This is a genomic window from Streptomyces sp. NPDC053493, assembly GCF_044544825.1.
GTDB lineage: Bacteria > Actinomycetota > Actinomycetes > Streptomycetales > Streptomycetaceae > Streptomyces.
The window spans coordinates 117,221-142,991 of the sequence record NZ_JBITXS010000014.1 but is presented as its reverse complement, the minus strand read 5'-3'; the positions used below and the strand labels follow the sequence as shown (position 1 = coordinate 142,991).

The window sequence follows — 25,771 nt, the reverse complement described above, 5'->3', positions numbered from 1 at the left end:
CCGCCCAGCGGTAGCTGGGGGACATCGGCGACCGACGACAACGCGGCGAGGTGCGGCGCCGGGCGTCGAGAGCCCGGCAAGATCCGGAAGAGACGGCCTAGGAGCCTCAGCCGGCGCTGCCTCAGCCGAGGAACGCGCCGTCGCGGGCCACCACGACGCCGCCGTGCACGACCATGTCCCGCCGCGGCATGTCGACCACGACCTGCGGCAGGCACTCGCCCCGCACGAGGACGAAGTCGGCCGGCGAGCCGGGAGCGAGGTCCGCGTGCGGGAGGGCCATCACGTCCGCGCCGCCGTGCGCGGCGACCCGGTAGCAGTCCGCCAGCTCCTCGTCGAGGCGGACGTCGGTGACCCAGCCGAGCAGGTGCGCCCGGTGCAGCATGTCGGCGTCGCCGAACGGGCTCCACGCGTCGCGCACGCCGTCCGAACCGAGCCCGACCCGCACGCCGTGCTCGCGCAGCCGCGCGATCGGCAGCACCAGCGAGTCGGACGGCGCCACGGTGGTCAGCGCGATGTCCTGCGCGCCCAGGTCGGCCGCGAGCGAGCCGAGTTCGCGGTCCGACAGGGCGGGCAGGCAGAAGACATGGCTGACGGTGACCTTGCCGGCCAGCGACAGGGCGCGGGTGCGGTCGATGATGCCGCGCAGCGTCCTGACGCCGTTGTCGCCCCGGTCGTGCAGATGGATGTCCAGGCCGACGCCGTGGCGGTCCGCGATGCCGAAGACGAGGTCCAGCTGCTCGTCCAGGGCGTGGTCGAAGCCGATCGGGTCGATCCCGCCGATCATGTCGACGTCACCGCTGCGCGCCGCGTCCTCCAGGAGCCGCGCGGTGCCGGGCGTGCGGATCACGCCGTGCTGCGGGAAGGCCACGATCTGGACGTCGAGCGCGTGGCGCAGCCGGCGCCGCGCCTCGGCCAGGCCCTCCACGCCGGCCAGACCGTAGGCCGGCGCCAGGTCGGCGTGGGCGCGCATGGCGCGGGTGCCGCGGGCGACGGCGTGGGACATCAGACCGTACGCGCGTTCCGCGACCGGGCGGCGCTGGCTGCGGTACAGCTCCACGTCCTGGGCCACGTAGTCGGCGATCGCGCCCGCCGGGCGCCGTGAGACCCACGAGCCGCCCCAGGTCGTCTTGTCGGGGTGGATGTGGGCGTCCACGAGGGACGGGAGCGCGATCCGGCCACCTCCGTCGACGACCTTCGCGCCCCGCGGCGCTGGGCCGTCGGTGACGTGGCCGTCGACCACCACCAGGTCGGTGGCGCGTGCCGCGCCGAACGGGCGCACGTCACGGAAGACGACGGCCCTGGCGGCCCGGCCCGCGGCGTCGGCGGAAGGGGCGGCGGCCTGGACGCCGGAGACCTCGGCGGCCTCGGCGGGAACGGCGGCGGCGGTCGCGGCCGACGCGGCCGTCGTGCCGGTCAGGGCGGCGGCACCGGCCAGCATGGTGCGGCGGGAGAGCGGCATGGGGACTCCTCGTTCGGGCAAGGCGATGACGCGGGGGAGAAGAGAGCCGGGGGAGGGGGGCGGCACGACTGACTTCCCGTTTTGTATACCAAGCGAGGTAGAGCGGACAAGGGTGGCGGGGAAAATCCCGGTCATGCGAGAGGGGTGAGGGGTCGGATCCGTGCTTGGTATACAAAGAGCCGGGGTGGCTAGGCCTCACCGAAGAGGCTGCGCAGAGCGACCGCCCGGCTGTCGCGCACGTGCAGCAGCGTGCCCGCTGCCGCGGCCTCCGCGTCGCCGGCGGCGATGTGCCGGTACATCTCGGCGTGCTGGGCCCGCATGTGGTCCGGCTCCGCGCGCAGCCCGAACACCAGGCGAAGCTGCCAGCTCAGCTGCTCCATCGTGCGCGCGAGCAGCGGATTGCCGGCCATCGCCACGACACGGTCGTGGAACTCCGTGTGCGCGGCCACCTCGCGCGTTCCCTCGTCCTCGGCCGCCGCCGACTCCGCCTGCCGCAGCGCCGCCCGCAACGCGGCGAGACCGGCGGTGTCGCCCGCCGCGGCCGCCCGCGCCGCGAGCCGCGACGCCTGGACCGCCAGCGGCTCCCACACCTCGTACAGGTGCTCCACGTCCGCACGCTCGAGCCGCCGCACCCGGACGCCGCTGTGCGGGAGCAGTTCGAGCAGTCCCTCGGCGACCAGCGCGCGCAGCGCCTCGCGCACCGGGACGCGCGACATGCTGAGCTCCTCGGCGACCTCCCGCTCCACGAGCCGCGCGCCCTGCGCGTACCGCCGGTCGACGATCCGCTGGAGCACCTCCTCGCGCGCCCGCGCGCTGAGCGAGGCCGCCCCGCCCGCCCGCGCACCGCTGCCGGCCACCTCGTCCGCCCTCTTCACGCCCACGTCCGTCCCTCGCCACGCCTGCCCGGCGCCGAGGATAGTGGCGCGCTCGGCGTGGGCACGGCACGTAACGGCCTTGCCGTTTCGACGCGCGCATGATCGTATGCGGGAAGCATCGCGTGTCGGTGACGGTCCGCGTCAGACATGGAGGTGCCGAAACGAAGGGACCGCCCTTCATGGCCTCCCGTGACGGCGACCGTGCGGTCGCCCTCAGCCGACAGCTCAGCCTGACCCATGACGAACTGCGCCGGCGGCTCCGTGACCTCAAGACCGGCCTGGGACAGCGCCGGCACCGGCCGGACGACGACCGGCTCCTCACCCACTGCCTGGCCTTCTGCGCCGCCCTCACCGAGCACCACGAGGGCGAGGACGCCGGGCTGTTCGACCAGCTGGTCCGCGAACGGCCCGACCTGGCCCCGACGATCGCCAAGCTCGTCGAGGACCACGGCCTGATCAGCGGCCTGCTCACCCGCGTACGGGAACTCACCGCCCGGGCCGAGACCTCGCGCGGCCCGGCGCTGGAGGCGATCGGCCGAGAGCTCGACGGACTCGCGGCGATCATGGAGTCCCATTTCACCTACGAGGAGCGCGCCATCGGCAGCGCGCTCGACGGCCTGCCTCCCGAGACCGACCGGCCGTGGGCGGTGTTCGAACGCGACGCGCGCTGAGCCGCCCCGGGGCCCGGCGCCGGATCAGGACCAGCCGAAGCGCCGGTCCACGAGCGCGGTGAACTCCTCGAGTGACAGCACGCGGTCGCCGTTCGCGTCGGCCTCGTCGAACAGCGCCGAGGAGTCCTCGGCGTCGCCCACGCCCCACACCGGGATCACACCCTGCGCGGCCAGCGTCGGTCCCTTGGCCCGCAGGGCGGCGATGACCTCGGCGCGCGTGAGCGTGCCGTCCTGGTCGAGGTCGAGCGCGTCGAAGAGAATCCGGGCCTTGTCGCTCATGGCGTGTCCTGTTCGGTGGCCGGCGGCCGGTGGTCGGTGGCCGCCGGCGGGTGCTGTCTGCCGTAGGACGCCGACGCCGCCCGCGGGGTTGCCCCGCGGGCGGCGCCGTACGGCCTCACGCGGTCCGTGGACCACGTGCTCAGCGGATCACGAGGCGTCCCGCACCGTGCCGGTGAACTCCGTGACCGGCACCCGCTCCCAGTTCGCGTCGTAGGAGAACAGCACCGCCCGTACCGACTCCGCCGGCTCGGCGACGCCGTCCCGGACGGTGGGCACGCGCACCTCCGCGCTCGTCTGCCCGGCCGGGACGGAGAACCCGGCGTACGCGCCCTGCTCCACCGGCTGGGACAGCGGCCGCGGCGGATCGGGCACGGCGCCGAAGTTCTCCTCCAGCCAGCCGCGTTCGACGTCCGCCGAGGACAGCTCGGTGCCGTTCGTCACCGGCAGGAACTCGAACCCGCCCATGATGTCCGCGTCCGCCACGCCCGACAGCGTCACCCGCCAGGTCAGCGCCCCGCCCTCGGCCACGTCGGCCGCGACGGGCGTCAGCCGCACCGTGGGCGCGGCGTCGTCGTTGCGCGCCGTCACCCCGCCGCGGTGCGAGCCGACCACGACGCCCCGCACCGCCTTGACGAACGCGTCGTGCGTCTCGTCGTAGCCGTAGCGCGTGTTGCCGCGCACCCGTACCGGCACCTGGATGTCCTGCCGCCCCGGGCGGACCGTCACCAGACGCGAGTCGACCTCGTCGCCGCCCGGACGCGGCACGAACAGACGGACCTGGCCGCTGCCCTGGCCGCTCACTCGCACCGGAACGTGGTAGGTCCGCACGCCCGAGTCGCCCTCGTCGACCGTCAGCCGGCCGATGTCGACGCGCGGCAGCGCGGCCGGACGCACCGCCGGAGTGCCGGGCCGCCAGCCCCACGCGTCCATGAGCCAGGCCCGGCCAGCCGGGCCGCGCGGAGTCAGTTCGAGCGCGGCGATCCGCTTCAGGTCCAGGCCGGCCCGGCCGGCGGCGGCCAGCGGCACGCGGAGCTCGCGGCCCCAGTACGAAGCGGTCCGGTCGGAACCGGGCAGACCGTCCGCTCGGACCCGGCCGAGGCCGGCCCGCCGGCCCGCCGCGTCCGTCAGCGAGACGTCGAACGCGGCGCCCGTGCTGTTCGGCGGCACGATCACCCGCAGCGCCAGCGCCTCGGAGCCCGCCACCGAGACCGGGCGCGCCGCGCGCACCGTCACCGGCGTGCCCGCCCGCGTCCAGCGCATCGCGACGGCGTCGCGGCCCGGCTCACGGGCGGCCTCCCAGCCCGCGAAGTGCGGGGACCGGCCACCTGCGCCCGGATTCTCCGGGTCCTCGGGCAGGCAGGCCCGCGCGGCGTCCGGATCGACCTGGGCGCACAGCCGGCCGGCACCCGAGACGCTGACGGACGGTCCCGGCAGGAACGCCGCGGCGCGGTGCGCGCCGACGGCATGGGTGAGGACCCGGGCCGGGCCGGCCGACGGCGCACGGCGGCCGGTGCCGTCCAGCAGCGGACGGACCCGGTCGTCGCCGTCGACGAACAGCCGGGCGGCCGCGGCGACGTAGGTGGCGCCCGCGGCCTGCTGTTGCGGCGCGGTCAGCCGGGTCCCGGTGCCGGGGGAGCAGACCGGGTCCGTGGCTCCCTCCTCGGACCAGAAGTCGTCGAAGGCGGGCGCCTTCGCCTGGCCCGGAGTCCACTCGCTGTTGAAGAAGTTGTGGTTCGCGCCGACCATGTAGACCGCGCTGTGCAGCGCCGCGCCCCGGCTGACGCCCCGGGTGCCGTCGACGTAGATCTGGCCCTGCAGATCGGACACGTCGCCGTCGCAGCCCGGCAGCAGCGTCACCGACGGCACGTCCGGGACCGGGTTCTGGCCGAAGATCGTGGGCCCGACGAGGACGTTGCCGCGGATCTTCCACCGTACGGGGCCCCGCGCGCCGTCCTGGTCGGCGGGCGGCGCGGAAAGACTGTCGAGCGCGGCCCGGTTGACTCCCTCGCCGCCGCGCGAGTGGCCGACGAGCAGCACCCGCGACAGGTCGGCCGCGGCGACCTCGCGTACGACGGCGGGCGCGTCCTTGCGGTCGCCGGCCCAGTCGGCCCAGCGGGCGAGGTGCCGGCGGACCAGCGACGAACGGGCCTCGGCGCCGCCGTCCTCGGCCTGGAAGTCCTGCCCGTTGACGCCGTTGGCGGAGACCGACACCGTCACATAGCCCTGCGAGGCGAGGAGTTGCTGGACCTTCGCGTATCCCTGGTGGCTCGGTATCGGCTTCATGCCGGGCTTGCAGGGCCAGTCGCCGGTCACCTCGTCGGTGCCGGGCTTGAAACACGTGCCGTGACGGCCGTGCAGGAACAGCGCCACCGGCCGCTTGCCCGGCGCGTCGGCCGGGCCCACCACGGCCGCGCGCATCTCGACCGGCTCGGCGAAGCCCGGCAGCCGCACCGACGTCAGCGCGTACTCACCGCTCACGGTGCGATAGCGCCCGGGCACGCCCGGGTCCACCGCGTTCACGGGCAGCGGCGCCTCCGGCCGCGCCGCCGGCGCGGACGGCGTGGCGGGCCGGACCGGAGCGGACGGGCGGAGCCGGCCCGAAAGGGCGGGCCCGTCACCGTCGAGGCGCCGCCCGCCGGCCGTCACCCGCAGCTCCTTGGCGTCCTCGACCCGGGTGTCCCCGAGCGCCAGCCGGAAGCTGCGGCCGTCCTTCGCGGCCACCGGATATCCGAGCAGCCGTCCGCCGTCCCGGAACTCCACCCGCGCGTCCCCCATGGGCACGGCCTCGTCCGCGGTCCACACCAACTGCCGGTCCGCACCGGTGCCGGTGACCCGCCAGCCGGCCGGCAGGTCCTGCGGCGACGCCGTGGTCGTCGGCGTTCCCGGTGCCCCCGGGGACGGCAGCGCGTACGCCGCCCCGGGTGACGCCGCGGCCAGCGCGAGCAGCGCCACGGCGCCGGTCACGCCGCGTGTGACACGTATCAAAACGTCTTCCTCACCCTGTAGGTCTCGTCGAGACACCCGTGGTGAGCCCCGGTTCCCCCCGAGGCTCCGTGGTCACTGGCGCCTCACTCGCCCCAGGAGGACGGTGACGAGGATCCGCGGGTTGCCTGACGGCAGGTCAAACGTCCGAAACGTGCCGGTCGAAGGCCGCGCGCCTCGTAAGCTCAGGCCTTACGTCTCCCAGTCCCAGGTGTCGAAGTACGCCGGCGTCCCGCTGAGCCGGGCCTGCGTCACGGCGGCCAGCCGGTCGAAGTCCCGGGCCGGCATGAGCTCCCGCCACTCCTCCAGCGCCAGCACCCGCACCTCGTCGTGCTCCTCGGGAGACAACGCGAAGGACTCGATCTGGCGGTCGGTCAGGCGGCCGCCGTCGAAGACGAAACCGACCGAGGCCAGCGGCCAGGTCGGGCCCGGCAGCCCGAACACCGCCGCCAGGAGCCGCGGCGGACCGGGCACCACGAGCCCGGTCTCCTCCTTGGTCTCACGGACGGCCGTCTCCCACGGCCGCTCGCCCGGCTCGGCCGTACCGCCCGCCCACTGCCAGGGATGCTGGGGACTGTAGACCGAACGCAGCTGTACGGGACGGTCGCGCTCGTCGGTGAAGAAGACCGCGCCGAACACGGTCGCCTTCGGCAGGGACGCCGCGTACTCCTCGAGCGGCAGCCAGGTGTCGCTCACGCCGGGCCTCCTTCGACGAGAACCGGGCGGGTGCGCGGGAAACTTCGGAGGGGAAAGAGCAAGGCACTCACCTTTCGTGTCACCCGGCCCAACGACCGGACCAGGCGTTTCGCGCACACCTCATCCGGACGAGACGGCAGCCGAAAGACGCCCCTCAGGCGCTGCCCGGGCGGCTGCGGGGCACGCCTTAGGCTCGGACCCGGATCACCGTCCCCCACCGAAGGGATCCCGCCATGCCCGCCGAGCGCGCCACCGGAGCCGACGCCGGAGCCAACGGAACCGCCACCGGGGCCACCGGAGCCGACGGAACCGCCACCGGAGCCCACCGAACCGACGCCGGAGCCGACGCCGGAACCGCCGGGGCGGAAGCCGCACCGTCCGCCCTTCCGTCCCGCCTCGCGCGCTTCGGCCTGGGAACTGCGGCCGTCGGCCGGCCCGGCTACATCACGCTCGGCCGCGACCTCGACCTGCCGGCCGACCGCACCGTGAGCGCCCTGCGCGCCCGCACCCACGCCCTGCTCGACGCCGCCTTCGACGTGGGCGTGCGCTACGTCGACACGGCCAGGTCCTACGGCCGCGCCGAGGAGTTCGTCGGCACCTGGCTGGCCGCCCGCCCCGAGGCCGCCCGCCAGATGACGGTCGGCAGCAAATGGGGCTACACCTACACCGCCGACTGGCGGATCTCCGGAGTCGCCGCGCACGAGGTCAAGGAGCACTCACCGGCGGTGTTCGACCGTCAGATCGAGGAGACACGGGCGGCGCTCGGCCGGAACCCCGACGTGTACCTGGTGCACTCCGTCACTCCGGACAGCCCGGCGCTCACCGACCCGGCCCTGCACGCCCGGCTGGCGGACCTGGCGGCCGAGGGCGTACGGGTCGGGCTCTCCACCAGCGGACCGGCGCAGGGCGACACGATCCGCGCCGCGCTCACGGCGCGCGTGGCCGGACGACCGCTGTTCACCGCCGTGCAGTGCACCTGGAACCTGCTCGAACCGTCGGCCGGCCCCGCGCTCGCCGAGGCCCACGAGGCCGGCCTTCTGGTCGTGGTGAAGGAGGCGATGGCCAACGGCCGGCTCGCCGGCCGCAACGCCACCGGGCCCGGCACCGCCGCCCTGCGCGCCGTCGCCGCCCGCACCGGCGCGGGCGGCGACGCCGTCGCACTCGCCGCGGCGGCCGCCCAGCCCTGGGCCGACCTGGTGCTCTCCGGCGCCGCGACACGGGACCAGCTCGCCTCCAACCTCACCGCGGCCAGTCTCGCCCTCGCACCCGAGGACCTGGAACGACTGACGGCCCTCGCCGAACCGGCCGAGGCCTACTGGCGCACCCGGTCCGCCCTCGCCTGGTCCTGAATGCCGGTCACGCCCGGCCCGCGGGCCGCGTCCCCGGCCCGGCGTCGTCCGCCACCGACAGCGGCTCGGCGATGTCCTCCAGCGAGCGGCGCTCCGCGTTCACCGCGAGGAAGGCCGCCACCAGACCGGCCGCGCACATCAGGCCCGCGCCGATCTGGAAGGCCAGGACCGTGTCCGAGACGACGCCCGAAGCGGTGAGGTCGGCGAAGATCAGCGGGCCGCTGATGCCGCCCGCGGCCGTACCGACGGCGTAGAAGAACGCGATCGCCATCGCACGGGTCTCCATCGGGAAGACCTCCGAGACCGTCAGATACGCGCTCGACGCGCCCGCCGAGGCGAAGAACAGCACCACGCACCAGCACGCGGTGAGCGTGTCGGCGGTGAGCGAGCCCCGGCCGAACAGCCACGCCGTGCCGAAGAGCAGCACACCGGACAGGAGATACGTCGACGAGATCATGACCCGGCGTCCGACCGTGTCGAACAGCTTGCCGAGCAGCAGCGGGCCCATGAAGTTGCCGGCGGCGATCACGGCGAAGTAGTAGCCCGTGTGGCCGGTCGGCACGTCGAAGAACGTGGTGAGGATCGCGCCGAAGCCGAAGGTGATGGCGTTGTAGAGGAACGCCTGGCCGATGAAGAGCGACAGACCGAGGGCCGCCCGGCGCGGATAGCTGCGGAAGACGGTCTTCGCGATCAGGCCGAAGCCGATGCTCTTGCGCTGGTGGATGGTGATCTCGCCGTGCGGCGGCGGCAGCGGCCTGCCCTGCTCCCGCTCCACCTCCTTCTCGACGGCGGACACCAGTTCCTCGGCCTGCTCGCCGTGGCCGTGGATGAACTGCCAGCGCGGACTCTCCGGCACGTGCCGCCGCACCAGCAGGATGACCAGGCCGAGCACCACGCCGAGGGCGAAGCTGAGCCGCCAGCCCACGTCCATGGGGAAGATGTCGGTGTCCAGCATGACGATGGACAGCAGTGCTCCGCCGATCGCGCCCAGCCAGTAGCTGCCGTTGATGATCAGGTCGACCCGGCCCCGGTAGGTGGAAGGGATCAGTTCGTCGATCGCCGAGTTGATGGCCGCGTACTCGCCGCCGATGCCGAAACCGGTGAGGAAGCGGAAGAGGAAGAACCACCAGGACTCGAACGACAGCGCGGTGAGCGCGGTCGCCGCGAGGTACACGGCGAGCGTCACCATGAAGAGCTTCTTGCGGCCGTGACGGTCGGTCAGCCAGCCGAAGAACAGCGCGCCGGAGCACGCGCCGGCGACGTACAGGGCGGCGGCGGTGCCGGTGACCTGGGCGGAGGTGATGTCGAGGCCGCTGCCCTCCTCGGCGAGACGGCCGGCGATGTTGCCGACGATCGTGACCTCCAGACCGTCCAGGATCCAGACGGTGCCGAGGCCGATCACGATCATCCAGTGCCAGCGCGACCAGGGGAGGCGGTCGAGACGGGCCGGAACGGCGGTGGTCACGGTGCCCGTGGACGCGGACGAGGCCGCGGGCGGCGGTGTCGGTTTCGTGGTCATGCTTCCCTCCTGGTCCTTCAGGCGGCATGTCATTCCCCCTGCGTCCGGAGGTGACCTGTCCAGCTTGTGGGCGAGGCGGAGGTCCCACAACAAGATCGACCGCCGTCCGGGCGCGTACGCTCGGACGGGCCGGGCAGGAGCGGGCGGGGCGGCACGACCACGACAAGGCGAGGGAGCACGTGACACAGCGCACCGGACCGGACGCCCGCTACGCCGATCTGCTGCGGCGGCTGCGCCGTGACCCGTTCGTCGTCCAGACGGTGCGGTCGACGGCGGCGGCGACCATCTCGTACGTCGTCGCGCTCTGGCTCAGCAGCGAGCCGGCGCCCCTGACGGCCCCTCTGACCGCCCTGCTCGTCGTGCAGGTCACGCTCTACTCGACGCTCACCACGAGTCTGCGCCGGGTCAACTCCGTCGTCGTCGGCGTCCTCATCGCCATCGGGTTCAGCGTGATCGTCGGACTCTCCTGGTGGAGCCTCGCGCTGGTCATCCTGGCCTCGCTCGTCGTCGGCCGGTTCGTGAAGGTCGAGGAGTTCATCCCCGAGGTCGCCATCAGCGCGATGCTGGTGCTCGGCGTCACCCAGGTGGCCCACACCGCGTGGGACCGCGTCCTGGAGACCCTGATCGGCGCGGTCGTCGGCATGCTGTTCAACCTGGTGCTCGCCCCGCCCGTCTGGGTGGACACGGCCGGGTCGTCGATCGAGGACCTGGCCCGGCGGATGCGGAGGCTGCTGCTCGACGTGGCGGAGGAGTTCACCGGCGCGCCGGCGGTGGAACGGGCGGCGGCGCGGCTGCACGAGGCGCGGCGGCTCGACAACGACGTGGCCGAGGTGGACGGCGCGCTGCGCACGGCGGAGGACAGCCTGCGGCTCAACCCGCGGGTCAAGGAGGGCCTGCTGCACCGCATCGTGCTGCGCACCGGACTGGACACGCTGGAGATCTGCGCCGTCGTGCTCCGCGTGCTCGCCCGCACCGTCACCGACCTGGCGAAGGCGCGCGACGGCGCGGAACTGCTGCCCGGCCCGACCGCGCTCGCCCTCCAGGAGACGGCCCAGCACACCGCCGACGCCTTCGTCAGCTACGCCGTCCTCGTGACCTCCTCCGGCAGCGAGGCCGCCGAGGCCGCCGAGACCCGCCTCGCGGGCGAACTGCGCGCCGCCCGCGCCCGCCGGGACGCCGCCGCCGGCCTGCTCCTCGCCCTCGCGCTGCGGGACTCCGCCCAGTGGCAGCTGTACGGAGCGCTGCTCGCCGAGGTCGACCGCGTCCTCGACGAGCTGGACCCCGAACACCGCGGCCGCCGCCTCATGGAGGAGCTCGACCGCCACACCGCCGCCCGCCGCGAACGCCGCCGCCGCCTCGGCCGCCGCCGCCCGAGCGCCCCGGCACCGCACTGACCGACCGGCACCGCCCGAGGGGGCGCCGCACTGACCGACCGGCACCGCCGGAGCACCCCGGCGCCGCACTGACCGACCGGCACCGCACCGACCGTCCGGCCAGGCCGGCCAGGCCGGCCAGGCCGGCCAGACCGGACCGACCGTCCGGCCCGCCCGCGCCGTCCGGCCCATCTGTGCGGTCCGGACCGTCCGTGTGGTCCGGCCCGACCGGCTCGTCCGTGCGGTCCGGACCGACCGGACCGCCCGCGTGGTCCGGCCCCGGGCGCCGCCCGGGGCGAGCGGCTCCCTAGCGGTTCTCGAAGTCCTTCCGCAGGTCGTCGAGGATGTCCGCCGCCTCGTGCAGGTCCGCGGCCCGGCAGCGGGCCGAAGCCGCGCTGAGGCGGGTGAGCGCGGCCGGAACGCGGTCGAGGCCGTTGGCCTCGATCAGGGCCGCGACGCGCACCGCCTCGGCCCGGGGCACCTCGCCCTCCTCGCCGTCCTTCTCGTGCGTGGCGACCGCCGCCTCCGCCGCGGCCAGCGCCTCGGTGAAGCGCTCGGCCTCCGCGAGGACGCGGGCGCGCCGGTAGTGGACCGAGCCCTGCTGGTAGAACAGGCCGGCGGCCTCGGCCTCGTCCGCCGGAAGGGCGGCCAGCAGCGCGTCCGCCCGGTCCAGGTGGTCCAGGGCCGCGTCCAGGCCCTCGGGACCGCGGGCCAGCATCGTCAGCCGGGCGAACTCGCGCATCATGTGGCTGATCATGGGCGGGTTCGGCGCCTCGGCGTGCGCGGCGACGGCCCGCTCGTACGCCGTGGCCGCCGCGTCCCAGCGGTCGGCGAGCGCCAGCGTGACCGCGGCCTCGCCGGCGACCAGCGTGTGCACCTGACGGTCGTCGTCCCATGCGGCGACGATGTCCGCGAGCCGCAGGAACTCCTCGGCCGAGGCCAGGTACTCCTCCAGCTCCCGCAGCCCGCGCGCCAGCGACAGCCGGGCCTGGGCGAGCACCCGCTCGTCGACGGACCCGTCGGAGCCGTCGGAGCCGTCGGACCCGTCGGAGCCGGCGGCGCCGGCCGAGGGCGAGCCCGGCTCCTCGGCGGGCGCGGACAGCACCGACTCCAGGACCGCCACCGCGTCCGCCTGCTGCCCGCCGCCCGCGAGGACGTCCGCGAGCTGGAGGCGCACGTCGGTGGCCTCGGCGTGCTCCCCGTCCTGGTCGAAGCGCGCCGCCGCCTCCGACAGGTGCCGCACCGCCGCGCTCGTGTCGCCCGCGTGCGAGGCGGCGTGCCCGAGCAGCGCGTACGTCGGCGCCAGCGGGAAGTCCGTGTCGTCGGACCGCACGGCGTCGGCGATCGCCTGGTGCAGCAGCTCCATCGCCTCGGCCGGCTGGTGGCGGCTCATCAGCAGCTGGGCGAGCAGGCCCCGCGGCCGCGAACCGCGCCACGGCCGCCCGGAGGCGTCCACCTCGGCCAGGGCGGTGCGCAGCTCCGCCTCGGCCAGGGCGAAGTCGCCGCGCCGGGCGGCGACGTCCGCCACGTACTGCCGCGCACTCGCCGCCTGGTGCGGCACGCCGAGCCGCTCGGCCTCCGCCCGCAGCCTCTCGGCGCGCTCCTCGAACCACGCCACGGCCGCCTCGGACGGCTCCGGCAGCTGCCGCGTGAGGTCCTGGTAGGCGGCGAACGCACAGGCGTTGAGCAGCGTGAGGTATTCGAAGACCCGCGCCTCGCCCACGTCGTTCCCGGCCGCCGTCTCACCGGCGGCGGGCCGCTCGCCGGTGAACGGCGCGTCGGTCATCAGGCGCTCCGCCTCGCGCAGGGCCTCCTCCAGGCCGGCCCGCCGCGCGTCCGCCCGCTCCTCGCCGCCCGCCTCCGCCGGGTCGGGGGCCGACTCCCAGGCCAGGGCGCGGGCCCGCGCGGACACCGTGTGCCACGCCATGCCGACCCGCTCGAACAGCTCGGCCGCCCGGCGCAGTTCGGCGACGCCCTCGACGTCGCGGTCCTCCCGCCCGCACCGGGCGGCCCGGTGCTCGGCGAGCTGCGCCCGCAGCAGGTCCTCGGGCCCCACCTCCCCGCCGGGCGTGCCGGTGCCGTCGGCGAGACGCTCGGCGACGCGGTCCCACAGCCGGTGCGCGCCGGGGTGTCCCTGGTGGTCCAGGCGGCGGGCCTCCCGGACGAGCGCCGTGAAGTCGTCCGGCACGGCCGTCACGACCGCGGCCGGCGCGGCCGGCGGCACCGCGGCCGCGCGGGCGGCCGGGGTGCGCAGCCCGAGCGGCAGCGGCTCGTCGAGCAGCGGGCGCCGGGCGAGCCGCTCCCGCCGGCGGTCCCCGACGGCGCCCGTGCCGTTGCGGGCGTCGAAGGCGGCGGCGATGCGGTCCGCCTCGGCGCGGACATGGGCGAGGAGCTCGCCCGCGGTCCAGTTCCGGCCGGGCGGGCCGGCGACCACGGTGCCGGCGTGACCGTCCTCGACCAGCCGGGCGACGAGCACCTCCACTCCGGTGAGGAAGCCGAGCCGGGCGAGCGGCGCGCCGCCCGTCTCGAACAGCGGCCGGTTCTCGGCCAGGATCTCCAGCCCGCGGCCCTCGTTGCGCGTCAGGGCGCAGAACTCCAGATGGAGCCCGACCTCGTGGCGCATCCCGGTGTTGCCGCGGACCCGCCGGTAGCCGGTGAGGTGGTGGGAGCGGGCCTCGTCCAGGCGGCCGGTGCGCAGCAGCGGCAGCAGGGCGCGCGCCTGGCTCAGCTGCGGCTCCTCGCTGCAGCTCTGCGCTCCCTCCAGGACCGGCCGCCAGGTGTCCAGGGCCCCGGCGTCGTCGCCGGCCGCCACCCGGTGCCAGGCGAACTGCCGGGTCTCGCAGGCCTCGCAGTCGCTCAGCTCGGTACGGGGCCGGGTGGCCCACAGGTCGTACGCGTCCTCGACGCCCTCACCGGTGTGCGCGGCGACGTGGTAGCGCATGGCCGCCACCGGCTGCATGCCGTGCTCGGCGGCCTCGTAGCGGTCGCGCATCTGGTCGATCCAGCCGTGCAGCGTGGCCAGCGGCACCTCGGGCACCTGGAGCAGGGAGGTGGTCACCCACTTGAAGCGCCAGAAGACCTGGTGCGCCTCGTAGGCGCTGAAGGCGTCGGGCGCGGTGTCCCAGAGCCTCAGCAGCCGGGCGAAGACGACGGGCGACTTGCGGTGCTCGCCGGTGAACTCGTACGCCGTCATCAGCTCCATGAGGGCGGTGACGAGGACGTCGGGCTCCTCGAACTGCTCCGCCGCCTCGACCAGTTCCTCGGCGGTGACGGTGCGCGGCAGGCCGTGCGGGCGGTCGTGGTTCTCCCGCATCGCCTCGAGCACGGCCTCGGGGGTGTCCAGCATCTACAGTTCCTTCCGGGGCCCGGTGCCGGTGTCCGTACCGGGCGTGTCCGTGCCGGGGTGGTGCATGGCGTGGGTGAGCAGGCCGATGAAGGCCCGGTTGAGCAGGGCGCTCTCGGTGGCCTTGAGCGGGCGGCGGCTGAGCAGCAGGGCCTGCCCGTAGAGCGCCTCGGCCGTGGTGACCGCGAGGCCGCGCTCGATGATCGTGATCGCCTGGCGGACCAGCGGGTTGAGGTGGTTCAGGACCAGCTGGGCGCGCGGGGTCTCGTGGCGCAGCGAGCCCAGGATGTCGGCCCACAGGCCGTCGCTGTCGGCGGCGAGGCCCGACCGGGTCCGCTCGTGGCGCGCCTCGCGGTTGTCGAGGAGCAGCGCGGGCGCGGTGACCGGCTGGAAGTCGCGCAGGACGACGTCGCAGTCGTGCACGCCGAGGGTCTCCCGGGCGACGGCGAGGAAGGCCGCCGCGCGCAGTTCGGCGGTCGGGTCGACGGCGTCGAGGTGGGCGGTGACGGTGGCCGGGTCGAGGTCGGTGACGGCCGTGCCCGGGCGGATCTCGGGCAGCCGGTGCACGAGGTCCCGGTCGTAGGTGTAGCCGCCGTTGACCACGCCGAGCCCGGCGGCCGAGGCGATCGGGGCGACCTGGCGGAACTCCTCGACGCTCCGGGCGACCAGCACGGTCGGGTGGGCCCGGGCGAACTCCTCCAGGGTCACGTTGCCGTCGGTGGTCTCGAACGGCAGCCACGGCAGCACGATGCGCAGCAGCTCGTCGTCGTAGCGGGCGAGCGCCTTGACCGCGAGGTGGTGGGTGTCGATGAAGCGGTGCAGCAGCGCCGGGTCGCTGGCGGCCAGGCTCGTGAGCCAGTCGCGGATCCGGTCGCCGAGGGCGTCCCGTACGGCGGACAGGGTGCCGTCCTCGTACAGCGACTCCCGGGACGCGGTCGGCCGCAGGCTCGTCGTGTCGACCACGCAGCGCACGAAGAAGGCCCAGTCCGGCAGGAGTTCGGGCGCCTGGTCGGTGAGCAGCATGCCCTTCAGGTGCACCCGGTGGCCGGCCCGCTGCGCCGGGCTCACCGGCGTGGGCAGCACGTAGGCGACACCGCGCAGGCCGGCGGCCGGCAGGTCGAGCTCGATGGTGTCGAGCGGGGTGAAGTCGAACAGCGTGCGGCAGTACGCGCTCAGCGCCTCGCGGCGGGCCAGCGGGGAGCGGTGGGTCTGCTCCCACGGCGGCGTCTCGTTGATCCGGTGGGTCTCGCCGCGCGGTCCGACGACGGTGACCTCGTGCCGCAGCAGACCGCCGTAGTGCCGGGCCAGGGCGACGACCTGCTCGGGGCTCGTCCACTCGGCGTTGTCGGCGCGCGGCGTCAGCCGCACGGTCGTGCCGGGCTCGGGCACGGCGGAGGCGGGCAGGGCGCGCAGGGTGTAGCGGCCGTCGGAGTGGCCGCGCCACTCGACGGCGGGCGCGGCCGGGTCGGCCGCCGACCGGCTGAGCACCGTGATCTCGTCGGCCACGACGAAGCAGGCGAGCAGGCCGATGCCGAACTGGCCGATGAACTCCCCGCGCGCGGCGTCGAGTCCGGCGCCGTCGAGCGCGCCGTCGGCGGTCCGCTTGGAGCTGCGGCCGATGGTCGCGAGGAAGCGGTGGACGTCGGCCTCGGTCAGACCGATGCCGGTGTCCGTGACGGTGAGCGTGTCACCGGTGGTCACCGTGATCGTGCCGGGCGCGCCGGGCGTGACCGCCTGGCGGGCGGTGATGGCGTCGACGGCGTTCTGCAGCAGCTCCCGGAGGTAGACGCGGGGGCTGGAGTAGAGGTGGTGGGACAGCAGGTCGACCAGACCGCGCAGGTCGACCTGGAAGGTGTGGGCGGTCTCTGAGTGGGACACCTGGTGACGTCTTTCGGTGGGGCGGTGCGGGACGGAAGGGGTACGGCCGGGGCTCAGCGCCAGGCGGCCGCACGCCGCTGGGTGTACGCGGCGGCCGGGTCGGTGGCCATGTAGTGCCACGGGAACTCCGTGACCCGGCCCTCGGTGGCCTCGAAGCACTCGCGCGCCGAGGCGTGGTCGCCGGCCAGCGAGAAGGCCATGGCGAAGGAGTTGAGCAGCTGGAGCCACGCGCCCCGGCGGACGAAGTCCGGATGCCGGTAGGAGTGGTCGGCGGCTTCGGCGAGGGAGCCGGCCACCTCGGGCCGGCGCATGTACGCGGCGTCCTCGCCCGGGTCGAGCGAGAGCCACTGCTCGATGTGCGCGATCGCGACGAGCTGGCCGAGCAGGGTGCCGCCGGGCGCGCCGAACGCGGAGGCGCGCGCGAAGGCGTGCATCTCCTCGTGCGAGCCGCTCCACTTCTCGCAGACCTGCTGCAGCTGCTGCTGGTGCGCGCCGAGGTGGTACGGGTCGCGGCGCACGGTCGCCTCGAACCGGCGCCGTGCGACGACCTGGCCGACCTGCAGGCCCCGGCCGGCGATCTGGAGGCCGTACCAGGGCGAGGTCCAGCCCGGCTCGCGCTCGGCGACCTCGTACAGCCACTCCTCGGCCTGCCGCAGCCGGGCGTGGAACACCTCGAACTGCTCGCGCGAGACGTCCTTCGCCCGCGCGCCGGTCCGGGCCTCCCAGCCCCAGCTGACGTGCCGGAGGCCCGCCACGAGCCGCGGCAGCGCCGCCTCCGGCTCCGCCTCGAGCACCGGGGCGATCCACCGCTCCACGCCGGCCGTGTCGGCCACGGCCCAGAGCAGCTCCGTGCGGTCCTCCCGCTCGGGCCGGGCCTCCAGCACCTCCCGTACGGCCTCCCAGTCGGCCGCCTCGGCCGCCACCCGCACCCGCCACGCGTCGGGATCGCCCGAGTCCTGCTGCATCCGCGCGGCCGGCGGTCGCTGGCTGCCCTTCCCCGCCCATCTCCCCAGCGTGAGCCCCCAGTCACGGAGCAACGCCATGTCCCCACCCCTTGGTCCGTCCGAACGGGCAGGTCGGTGATCAGCCCGCCCGGTGGAGTAGTGACTATCACGCGCGACCGACAATCGCACACCTGTATTCCCGGGTCGGGCACGGGCGGCAAACCCTCGCGAGTTACTTGGCGGTAGGTGATGATGGAGGTCATCCATCCACACGGTCGGGGGCTGAACAGCGGTGACGACATTCGAGGAACGAACCACGGTGCACGCCTTCCGGGACGACGCCCTGGGCGAGCACGACGCCGTCGGGCTCGCCGAGGCGGTCCGGCGCGGTGAGGTCGGTGCCGCCGAGGTCGCCCGGGACGCCGCGGCCCGGGTGCGCGCGGTCGAGGCGCGGCTCCACGCGGTGCAGGTGCGCATCGACGTCCCGGCGCACGCCACCGGCGCGGGCGGCGCGTTCGCCGGAGTGCCGAGCTTCGTCAAGGACAACACCGACTATCAGGGCCTGCCCACCGGCCACGGCAGCTCCGCCTTCACCCCGCGGGCCGCGCGCCGCCACGCGCCCTTCGCACGGCAGTTCCTGAGCACCGGCGTCACCGTGCTCGGCAAGACCCGGCTGCCCGAGTTCGGCTTCAGCCCGAGCACGGAGTACGAGGGCGCGGAGCCGGTCCGCAACCCCTGGCACACCGGATTCTCCGCGGGCGGCTCGTCGGGCGGCAGCGCGGCGCTGGTCGCCTCCGGCGCGGTGCCGATCGCCCACGCCAACGACGGCGGCGGCTCCATCCGGATCCCCGCCGCCTGCTGCGGACTCGTCGGACTCAAGCCGACCCGCGGCCGGGTCGTGCCGAACGCCCAGAGCCGTCAACTGCCTCTGGACATCGTGTCCGACGGCGTGCTGACCCGCTCCGTACGCGACACGGCCGCCTTCCTCGCCGCCGCCGAGCGGCACTGGCGCAACACCGCGCTGCCGCCGCTCGGCCTGGTCGAGGGTCCCTCCGGGCGCCGGCTGCGCATCGGCTTCCTCGTCGACTCACCGAACGGCGTGCGCTCCGACGCCGCGACCCGGGATGCCGTCACCGGGACCGTGGCGACGCTGGAACGGCTCGGCCACACCGTGGAACCGGTCGAGCTGCGCATCGACCCGCGCTTCACCGAGGACTTCCTCACCTACTGGGGACTGCTGTCGTTCCTGCTCGGCGTCACGGGCCGCACCCTCGGCACGGACTTCGACCGGCGGCGCATGGACGGCCTCAGCCGCGGACTGCGCGAGACGTACCTCGAGAACTGGCGGCGCACACCGGGCGTCCTCAAGCGCCTGAAGCAGACCAAGGTGGCCTACGCGGCGGCGTTCCGCGGCCTCGACCTCATCCTGTCGCCGGTGCTCGCCCACACCACGCCGCGGCTCGGCCACCTCAGCCCGGACGTGGCCTACCCCTCGCTGATCGAACGGATCCTCGCCTACGTCGCGTTCACGCCGGTCAACAACGTCGTGGGCACGCCCTCGCTCTCGCTGCCCGCCGCGACCGCGACCGAGGACGGACTGCCCGTCGGCGTGATGTTCTCCGCCCGGCCCGGCGCCGAACGCACCCTCCTGGAGGTCGCGTTCCAGCTGGAGGCCGAGCAGCCGTTCCGGCGCGTCCAGGACCTGGGCGGCCCCGCCGGTCAGTAGAGCGCGGCGCTGAGCAGCGGGCCGTGGAAGCGGCCGCGGACCGGACGGTCCGGGTCGCCGTAGTAGCCGAAGCGCGGGTCGTCGCGCCGGTGGCGGTCGGCGTCTGAGACGATCCGGCGCACCGTGCGGGCCGGATCGTCCTCGGCGCACGGCCCGTGCGCGACGCACAGCGCGGTCACGCCGGCGGCGACCGCGGCCGCCGCGCCGGTCCCGGTCACGAGCGTCGGCAGCGGCACGTCGGCGGGACCGGTGAAGGCGACACACACGCCGGGCGCGGCCACGAGGTGCCGCCGGTCGGCCGCCGACCGGGCGAAACCGGCGAGCGGCAGCGCCACCTGGTCGTCCAGGAAGCCGAAGGAGCCGTAGTCGGTGCCCCGGCAGTCGGCCGCGCCGCGCCCGCCGGGGCGGCCGTCGAAGTCGGCCACGGCGGTCGCGGTCAGCACCTCGTCGTAGGCGGCGGGCACGGAGAGGTCGACGTCCCAGCGGAAGCTGCCCGCGGCCGCGACGAAGGTGACGCCCGCGCGGGTGGTGGTGCAGACCGCCAGGTGCAGCGCGTCACCGTTGACGGTGCCGCACCGACCGTCGTCCGCCGGTGCGAGGTCGGTCCTGGCGAAGGCCAGGGTGGCCACGTGGATGTCGTTGCCCGGGTCGCCGTCGGCGCGGGTCGCGGCGACCCGGTCGAGCGCGCACAGCAGGGACGAGTCGGTCGCGGTGCCGCCGTCGTCGGGGAAGACCTTGTACGACCACAGCGGGACGCCGGGCGCCACGCCCACGACGCCGGTCCGGTTGTCCCGCGCGCCGACGGCCCCGGCGACGGCGGTGCCGAAGCCGGCCGGGTCGGACAGGCTGGCCCCGGGAACGACGGGCTGCCCGGTGACGCAGTCGGTGCCGCCGCGGACGTCCAGGTCGGGATGGCCGCCGCTGATGCCGCTGTCGACGACCGCCACGTTGACGCCCGTGACGGCGCCGCGGCCGTCGCCGGAGCGCGCGGAGGAGCGTTCGGCGTCGATCCGGTCCGCCCACTCGGGCAGGCACTGGCGGCGGGTGACGTCGACGGCGGTGCGGCAGGGCGAGGTGCCGGGCCGGGCCGGCGAGGTGCCGGGCCGGACCGGGCCGTCCGCCGTCCGCGTCGCGGAACGGTAGGTGTGCTCACGGGACACGAACCGCACCTCGGGCGAGCGCCCGAGCGCGGCGGCCTGGTCCGGCGTGAGCGCGGCCGCGTAGCCACGCAGCGCGTGCCGGAACACGACCTCGGGCGCGACCGGGGCACGGCCGAGGGAGCGCAGGTGCCGCGCGGCGAGCGCGGACGGATCGGCGGACGCGGTGTCGGCCAGGACGACGACGTAGCGGTCCGTCCGCTGCGGGCCCGCGGCGCGCACCGAGGGCGCGAGGACGCCGGGAAGGGCCGTGGCCAGCACCAGGGCGGCCAGCACGCTCGTACGGCGGGAGAAGTTCACGCCTGCTCCTGTCTTGGGTTGCGCTGGGGGCGAGACACCTCTAGTAGCTGCCGGCGTGGACGAGGGGGCCGTAGTGGCGGCCCGGGACCGGGCTGTGGTCGTCGCCCTCGAAGCCGTACGAGGGATGGGCGCGCTCGTAGCGGCGGGCGTCGGCGGTGAGGATCCGGACGTTGTCCACGGGCCTGGCCGGGTCGCACGGCCCGTAGGCGAGGCACAGGACGGCGGTGCCGGCCGCCGCCGGAGAGGCGAAGCTGGTGCCGTCCACGGCCGCGTACGAGCCCTGCTGGACGGAGCTGGTGGTCAGGACGCAGACGCCGGGCGCGGAGACGGTGTGCAGCCGGTCCTCGCGCTTGCGGACGAAGTCGCTGAACTCCAGGGTGGCCTGGTCGTCCTGCTCCCCGAAGGCGCCGTAGTCGGCGCCGTAGCAGTCGGGCGCCGACCGCGCGCCCGGCTTGCCGTCGAAGTCGGTCATGGCGGTCGCGGCCAGCACCTCCTGGTACGCGGCGGGCGCGCGCCGGGCCAGGTCGACGTTGTCGTTGCCGGCCGCGGCGACCATGGTCACTCCGGCCCGCGCGGCCGCGCACACGGCCATGTGGAACGTGTCGCCGTCGACGGTCCCGCACGCCCCGTCGTCCGTGTCCTCCCGGTCGTCCTCGGTGGTGGCCAGGCTCATGTTGACCAGGTGGATGTCGTTGGAGGGATCCTGGTCCGTGCGGGTCGACACGATCCAGTCGAGTCCGCAGAGCAGCACGGTGTCGTCGGTGGTCGCGCTCTCGTCGTCGGGGAACACCTTGACCGCCCACAGCGGCGCGCCGGGCGCCAGGCCCACGATCCCCTGGTCGTCGTCCTTGGCGGCGATGACACCGGCGGCCTCGGTGCCGTGCGGGTCGCCCACCACGAGGCTGTTGCCGGGCACGACGGGGCTGCCGCCGAGACAGTCGGCGCCGCCGCGGACGTCGAGTTCCGGATGGGTGCCGTCGATGCCGCTGTCGAGGACCGCCACGTTCACACCGGTGACGGAGCCGCGGCCGTCGCCGGAGCGCGCGGAGGAGCGTTCGGCGTCGATCCGGTCCGCCCACTCGGGCAGGCACTGGCCGGTGCCGCTCGCCGTCCGGCAGGCGGTGGGCGCGACGGCGAGGCGATGGGCGGGAGGTGAGGCGCGGTAGGTGCGCTGGGGGTTGACGAACCGTACGGCGGGGTCGGTGCGCAGCCGGGCGGCCTCGGCCGGCGTCAGCCGCGCCGCGTAGCCGCGCAGGGCGTGCCGGTAGACGGCGGTCGCCGCCGAGCCCGCCGAGCCCGCCGCGTAGCGCCGGTTCAGCCGGGCCGCCGCCGCTCCCGGGTCGTCCGTGCCGTCCTTCAGCACCACCACGTACGCGGCCGTCCCGGCGGCCCGGGCCCCGGTCTCCGCGCGGGCCGGGGCCGGCGGCGCGGCCGCGGCCAGCGCGCACAGCGCGAGCACACCGGTCAACCGCAAGACGATCGCGGTGCGCGCCGTCGCCGACGACGGCGTCGCCTACGGCACGGTCGGCGACGACCGCCCCGACGCGCCGGTGGCCCGGCTCGACCTCACCACGCCGGCCGGCGACGCCAAGGTGCTCGGCGCCGGCGTCGTGATCCCGCAGCACACCGCCGTGGCCGGCTCGGGCCTCTTCGTCACCCGCGACGCGCATCAGAACCTGCTCGTCGCCCTGCGCCCCGCACGCTGACCCGCCCGCCCGCCCGCCGGCCCGCCCGCCGCCGTCGTCGCAGCACCGCGGAGGCCGGCCACCGTCTGGTCCGGCCCCCGCGGACCTGCCCGTCCGGCCCCTGACGTACGCTTCGCCCGCACGTCGAGAACAGGGGAGGGCGCGTGGAACGCCGAGCGTTGATGCTGGCCATGGGCGGGTTCGTGGGAGCCTGGGGCGGCGGCGCCGTGCTGGGCGCGACGCCCGCCGCGGCCGCCGGATCCGGCGTCGTCGTGGACGTCACCGCCCACGGCGCCAAGGGCAACGGGACCACCGACGACACCGCCGCCTTCCAGAGCGCCCTCGCGGCGGTGAAGACCGTGCCCGGCGGCGCGACCCTGCTGATCCCGCCCGGTACGTACCCCATCGGCACCAGCCTCGTCCTCGGCGCCGGGACGACCGTCTCCGCGTACGGCGCGCGCATCGTCCGCCTCTGGAACAGCGGCGCGCTGCTGAAGAACTTCGACTCCGTCACGAAGGTGTACGGCTACGAGGGCGCCGGCTCCCTCGCCGTCCTCGGCGGCACCTGGGACATGCGCGGCAGCGTCTACACCAGCCAGAGCGACGCCATCGGTTTCGCCCACTGCGACGGCGTCCTGGTCAAGGACTGCACCTTCGTCGACACGCCTTCCGCGCACGCCGTCGAGCTCAACGCGGTCCGCAACGCGGCGATCGTCGACTGCGTCTTCGACGGCCACCACCCGGGCGACGGCGCGAGCCTCACCATGAAGGAGGCGGTGCAGATCACCTGCGCCACCACCGGCAACCTGCCCGCCCCCGCCTACGACTCCACCGCCTGCCAGGACATCCTCATCACCGGATGCACGCTGCGCGCCGGCACCACCACCGGGCCCTTCGGCGCCCTGTGCGGCGACCACGCGGGCGCCGCGGGCGTGACCCACCGGCGCATCAGGGTCATCGGCAACACGGTCGAGAAGTCCGGTGCCTACGGCATCCGGGCCGCCGACTGGCAGGACTCCGTCATCGCCGACAACACGATCGGCGGCGTCGCCGTCCACGGCATCTACCTCAACTCGCCCAAGGGCAACGCCCTCACCGGCATCACCGTCTCCGGCAACACCATCCGCGACGTCGACGGCAGCAGCGGCATCTCCGTCACCGCGGGCACCACCGGCGCCCGGCACCGCGACATCACCGTCACCGGCAACACCGTCGTCTCGGTCAGGGGCGAGGCCGGCATCTACGCCGCGCAGACCGACGGCCTCACCGTCACCCGCAACACCGTCACCACCACCGTCCGCCTCACCACCGGCGGCAACTGCCAGGGCATCCACGTCCAGAACGCCCCGTACGCGATCGTCGCGGGCAACACCGTCAGCGACGTCCAGGGCGACGGCATCGGCGTCGACTTCGGCAGCGCGGCCGACGCCACCGCCGCGCCCGGCGCCCTGATCGCCGACAACACCGTCTCCACCTGCGCCGGCCCCGGCATCAACACGGGCGTCGACGGCGCCACCGTCCGCCGCAACCACGTCACCGGAGCCACGGCCTACGCCGTACGGATCGGCGGCAAGGCCGCCGGCACCCTCGTACAGGCCAACACCGTCGAGGCGGTCACCGGCGGGGCCTCGGGAGCGGCGGTCGGCGTGATGGCGGGCTCCGCCGGCACCTGGGTCGCCGGCAACGACCTCACCGCCCGCGGCGCCGGCACCCCGGCGATCGTGGACAACGGCACCGGCACCACGGCGGTCCAGAACACGATCTGACGCCGCGGCGGTAGGGTGCACGTCGTGAGCGGGAGGCAGGGCTTACGGGCCGGGGCGGGGGACATCATGGACACGTACCTGCTGCACGAGGGCCGGTGGGCGTTATGGCTGGTCTGCGTGTGCTATCTGGTCGTGGTGTACATCACCTGCCGGGGCCTGATCGCCGCACCCCGCTACCGGCTCCTCCAGGCCCGCATCGGCGACTGCCGGGCCCGGGTGACGGTCCTCACCGAGACCCTCCGCGCCGCCGGCACGGACCCGTCACCCGCCACGGCCTCGGCCCTCGCCGCGGTCACCGAACGCCTCGACGCGCTCGACCGCAACGGCCAGGTCGTCTGGCGACTGCTGCGGCGCCACTGGGTGCTGGCCATCCCGCTCTCCAAACTCGCCTCCGCCTGGCGGACCCTGCACGAGGCGGAGACGCGGCTCCTGCGCCTGGAGGATCCCGAGGAGACCGCCCTGCGCGCCCGCGGCCTGCGGCTGCGCCTGGCCGCCGAACCCGGCCCCGTCAACGACGCGATCGCCGCGGAACTCGCCGCCCACGAGGGCGAGGCGGCGACCGAGCGGGCCATCCTGGTCGCCGCCACCGAGCGGATCCACGACCAGGAGGACGGCGAGTTCGAGCGCGAGTACGAGCTCCAGCGCACCGCGCTCTGGCTGGCGCTGACCGGACTCGGGGCGGCGCTGCTGATCGGCCTCGTCTTCGACCACCGGCTGTCCATGCTCGCCGGCGGCCTCGGCGGTTTCCTCTCGCCGCTGATCGGCGTCATGCGCGCCCAACGGCCGTCCTCCTGGGGCGTGCTGGTGCTCGCACCGGTGGGCGGGGCGCTCGCGGCGCCCGGCGGTCTGCTCCTCGTCCGCATGCTCGCCGACCCGGAACTCAACGTGCTCGGCCAGGTCTTCCTGGAGAACTCCTGGGGCGCTCCCGCGCGCCCGATCTCGCTGGCGATCGCCCTGCTCTTCGGCTTCTCCGGCACCCTCTTCTCCCGCCTGGCCCTCGCCGCCACCGGCCAGCTCGCCCCGGCCCAGGCCCGAGCGCCGCAGGCGGCCTCCGGCGTGCGCGTCCTCTAGGGCCGCCTGGGGAGCGGTCCACACGGCCTAGCACAGCCGCGCCGTGCTCGTCGCCACAACCGGCGAGACGGTCCGCCGGCGGCGGCGCGGTGGGAGCATGGGGCCCGTCAGCACCCATCAGGAGGGGCCATGAGGAGTGACGTCCGTGAGCGGCTCGCCGGGCTCGGGCTGCGGCTGCCGGAGGTGAGCCCCCCGAAGGGGGCCTACGTGCCGGCCGTGCGCAGCGGCGGGCATGTCTTCGTCGCCGGGCAGATCCCGCTGACCGGCGGGGAGCTGACCGCGACCGGCCGGGTCGGCGCGGAGGTGACGGCGGAGCGGGCGAAGGAGCTGAGCCGCCAGTGTGCGCTGGCCGCACTGGCGGCCGCGGACTCGGTCGCCCCGCTGGAGGAGGTGGTGCGGGTGGTGAAGGTGGTCGGATACGTGTCCTCCGCGCCCGGGTTCGTCCGGCAGGCCGCGGTGGTCGACGGGGCCAGCGAGCTGCTCCTCGAGGTGTTCGGCGAAGCAGGCCGGCACGCGCGCAGTGTGGTCGGGATGGACATCCTGCCGCTCGACGCGCCCGTCGAGATCGAGATCGTGCTCGAGGTCGTCGAGGACGCGGCGCGCTGACGTAAAGGCCGAAGAGGGCGACCCGGGGGCCCGACGGTGTGCCCCTGGCCCGGCCCGGCGACGCGGCCCCGGGGGCCCGGCGGCGTATCCCG

At 75.0% G+C, this 25,771-nt stretch carries 19 protein-coding genes; 8 read left to right on the top strand and 11 right to left on the bottom strand.

Annotation, left to right across the window (positions count from 1 at the left end; translation table 11 throughout):
* Window positions 1-121: 121 nt before the first annotated feature.
* Both ACIGO8_RS30525 and ACIGO8_RS30520 read right to left on the bottom strand, forming a co-directional pair.
* Window positions 122-1,459, bottom strand: coding sequence for an amidohydrolase (locus ACIGO8_RS30525; protein WP_399737389.1), 1,338 nt, complete (start codon window positions 1,457-1,459; stop codon window positions 122-124).
* A 188-nt stretch (window positions 1,460-1,647) separates the two neighbouring features.
* Complete coding sequence (locus tag ACIGO8_RS30520; protein ID WP_399737387.1) at window positions 1,648-2,340, bottom strand: GntR family transcriptional regulator; 693 nt, start codon at window positions 2,338-2,340, stop codon at window positions 1,648-1,650.
* Window positions 2,341-2,513: 173 nt separating this feature from the next.
* Between ACIGO8_RS30520 and ACIGO8_RS30515 the strand changes: the two genes are divergently transcribed.
* Entirely contained in the window at window positions 2,514-3,005 is a 492-nt protein-coding gene (locus ACIGO8_RS30515; RefSeq protein ID WP_399737385.1) for a hemerythrin domain-containing protein, read from the top strand.
* Window positions 3,006-3,029: 24 nt separating this feature from the next.
* On the opposite strand, the gene ACIGO8_RS30510 is transcribed toward ACIGO8_RS30515, so the two are convergent.
* The 3 genes from ACIGO8_RS30510 to ACIGO8_RS30500 form a co-directional block, all read right to left on the bottom strand.
* A complete protein-coding gene (locus ACIGO8_RS30510; RefSeq protein ID WP_399737383.1) occupies window positions 3,030-3,284 on the bottom strand; it encodes an EF-hand domain-containing protein in 255 nt (84 codons plus the stop codon).
* Between the two features lie 147 nt (window positions 3,285-3,431).
* Window positions 3,432-6,269 (bottom strand): hypothetical protein, encoded by a 2,838-nt coding sequence (locus tag ACIGO8_RS30505; RefSeq protein ID WP_399737381.1) that lies wholly within the window; start codon window positions 6,267-6,269, stop codon window positions 3,432-3,434.
* 189 nt (window positions 6,270-6,458) lie between these two features.
* A complete protein-coding gene (locus ACIGO8_RS30500; RefSeq protein ID WP_399737379.1) occupies window positions 6,459-6,962 on the bottom strand; it encodes an NUDIX domain-containing protein in 504 nt (167 codons plus the stop codon).
* Window positions 6,963-7,195: 233 nt separating this feature from the next.
* Here ACIGO8_RS30500 and ACIGO8_RS30495 point away from each other — a divergent pair, with 233 nt between their 5' ends.
* Window positions 7,196-8,311 carry an aldo/keto reductase gene (locus ACIGO8_RS30495; RefSeq protein ID WP_399737377.1) on the top strand — a complete coding sequence of 372 codons (1,116 nt, stop codon included), beginning with the start codon at window positions 7,196-7,198 and terminating at the stop codon, window positions 8,309-8,311.
* Between the two features lie 7 nt (window positions 8,312-8,318).
* Here ACIGO8_RS30495 and ACIGO8_RS30490 read toward each other — a convergent pair whose 3' ends face one another.
* The gene (locus ACIGO8_RS30490; protein WP_399737375.1) at window positions 8,319-9,830 is read right to left on the bottom strand and encodes an MFS transporter; all 1,512 of its coding nucleotides are present in this window, start codon (window positions 9,828-9,830) and stop codon (window positions 8,319-8,321) included.
* A 179-nt stretch (window positions 9,831-10,009) separates the two neighbouring features.
* Here ACIGO8_RS30490 and ACIGO8_RS30485 point away from each other — a divergent pair, with 179 nt between their 5' ends.
* Window positions 10,010-11,224, top strand: coding sequence for an aromatic acid exporter family protein (locus tag ACIGO8_RS30485; protein WP_399737373.1), 1,215 nt, complete (start codon window positions 10,010-10,012; stop codon window positions 11,222-11,224).
* Window positions 11,225-11,510: 286 nt separating this feature from the next.
* On the opposite strand, the gene ACIGO8_RS30480 is transcribed toward ACIGO8_RS30485, so the two are convergent.
* From ACIGO8_RS30480 to ACIGO8_RS30470, 3 genes are read right to left on the bottom strand one after another with little or no spacing between them, the layout of a single operon-like run.
* Window positions 11,511-14,549 carry a hypothetical protein gene (locus ACIGO8_RS30480; protein ID WP_399737371.1) on the bottom strand — a complete coding sequence of 1,013 codons (3,039 nt, stop codon included), beginning with the start codon at window positions 14,547-14,549 and terminating at the stop codon, window positions 11,511-11,513.
* Window positions 14,550-16,424: an HSP90 family protein gene (locus tag ACIGO8_RS30475; RefSeq protein WP_399737369.1), complete on the bottom strand. Its 1,875-nt coding sequence runs from the start codon at window positions 16,422-16,424 to the stop codon at window positions 14,550-14,552.
* 53 nt (window positions 16,425-16,477) lie between these two features.
* Window positions 16,478-17,467, bottom strand: a complete 990-nt coding sequence (locus ACIGO8_RS30470) for a hypothetical protein (RefSeq protein WP_399737367.1) — start codon at window positions 17,465-17,467, stop codon at window positions 16,478-16,480.
* 193 nt (window positions 17,468-17,660) lie between these two features.
* On the opposite strand from ACIGO8_RS30470, the gene ACIGO8_RS30465 reads away from it, so the two are divergent.
* Window positions 17,661-19,094: an amidase gene (locus ACIGO8_RS30465; RefSeq protein WP_399737365.1), complete on the top strand. Its 1,434-nt coding sequence runs from the start codon at window positions 17,661-17,663 to the stop codon at window positions 19,092-19,094.
* Here ACIGO8_RS30465 and ACIGO8_RS30460 read toward each other — a convergent pair.
* A complete protein-coding gene (locus tag ACIGO8_RS30460; protein ID WP_399737363.1) occupies window positions 19,088-20,551 on the bottom strand; it encodes a S8 family serine peptidase in 1,464 nt (487 codons plus the stop codon). The genes ACIGO8_RS30465 and ACIGO8_RS30460 overlap by 7 nt on opposite strands.
* A 40-nt stretch (window positions 20,552-20,591) precedes the next feature.
* Window positions 20,592-22,010, bottom strand: coding sequence for a S8 family serine peptidase (locus ACIGO8_RS30455; RefSeq protein WP_399737441.1), 1,419 nt, complete (start codon window positions 22,008-22,010; stop codon window positions 20,592-20,594).
* Between the two features lie 25 nt (window positions 22,011-22,035).
* Between ACIGO8_RS30455 and ACIGO8_RS30450 the strand changes: the two genes are divergently transcribed.
* The 4 genes from ACIGO8_RS30450 (at window position 22,036) to ACIGO8_RS30435 (ending at window position 25,679) form a co-directional block, all read left to right on the top strand.
* The gene (locus ACIGO8_RS30450) at window positions 22,036-22,257 is read left to right on the top strand and encodes a hypothetical protein (protein ID WP_399737361.1); all 222 of its coding nucleotides are present in this window, start codon (window positions 22,036-22,038) and stop codon (window positions 22,255-22,257) included.
* A gap of 143 nt (window positions 22,258-22,400) precedes the next feature.
* Entirely contained in the window at window positions 22,401-24,002 is a 1,602-nt protein-coding gene (locus tag ACIGO8_RS30445) for a right-handed parallel beta-helix repeat-containing protein (protein WP_399737359.1), read from the top strand.
* A 66-nt stretch (window positions 24,003-24,068) separates the two neighbouring features.
* On the top strand, window positions 24,069-25,073 hold the full coding sequence (locus tag ACIGO8_RS30440) for a hypothetical protein (protein WP_399737357.1): 1,005 nt from the start codon (window positions 24,069-24,071) through the stop codon (window positions 25,071-25,073).
* A 129-nt stretch (window positions 25,074-25,202) separates the two neighbouring features.
* The gene (locus ACIGO8_RS30435) at window positions 25,203-25,679 is read left to right on the top strand and encodes a RidA family protein (protein WP_399737355.1); all 477 of its coding nucleotides are present in this window, start codon (window positions 25,203-25,205) and stop codon (window positions 25,677-25,679) included.
* Window positions 25,680-25,771: the final 92 nt, after the last annotated feature.

Bases quoted from the DNA above. Each gene is read 5' to 3' on its own strand.
- ACIGO8_RS30525 (WP_399737389.1), bottom strand. From the start codon at position 1,459: ATGCCGCTCTCCCGCCGCACCATGCTGGCCGGTGCCGCCGCCCTGACC.
- ACIGO8_RS30515 (WP_399737385.1), top strand. From the start codon at position 2,514: ATGGCCTCCCGTGACGGCGACCGTGCGGTCGCCCTCAGCCGACAGCTC.
- ACIGO8_RS30510 (WP_399737383.1), bottom strand. From the start codon at position 3,284: ATGAGCGACAAGGCCCGGATTCTCTTCGACGCGCTCGACCTCGACCAG.
- ACIGO8_RS30495 (WP_399737377.1), top strand. From the start codon at position 7,196: ATGCCCGCCGAGCGCGCCACCGGAGCCGACGCCGGAGCCAACGGAACC.
- ACIGO8_RS30490 (WP_399737375.1), bottom strand. From the start codon at position 9,830: ATGACCACGAAACCGACACCGCCGCCCGCGGCCTCGTCCGCGTCCACG.
- ACIGO8_RS30480 (WP_399737371.1), bottom strand. From the start codon at position 14,549: ATGCTGGACACCCCCGAGGCCGTGCTCGAGGCGATGCGGGAGAACCAC.
- ACIGO8_RS30470 (WP_399737367.1), bottom strand. From the start codon at position 17,467: ATGGCGTTGCTCCGTGACTGGGGGCTCACGCTGGGGAGATGGGCGGGG.
- ACIGO8_RS30440 (WP_399737357.1), top strand. From the start codon at position 24,069: ATGGACACGTACCTGCTGCACGAGGGCCGGTGGGCGTTATGGCTGGTC.
- ACIGO8_RS30435 (WP_399737355.1), top strand. From the start codon at position 25,203: ATGAGGAGTGACGTCCGTGAGCGGCTCGCCGGGCTCGGGCTGCGGCTG.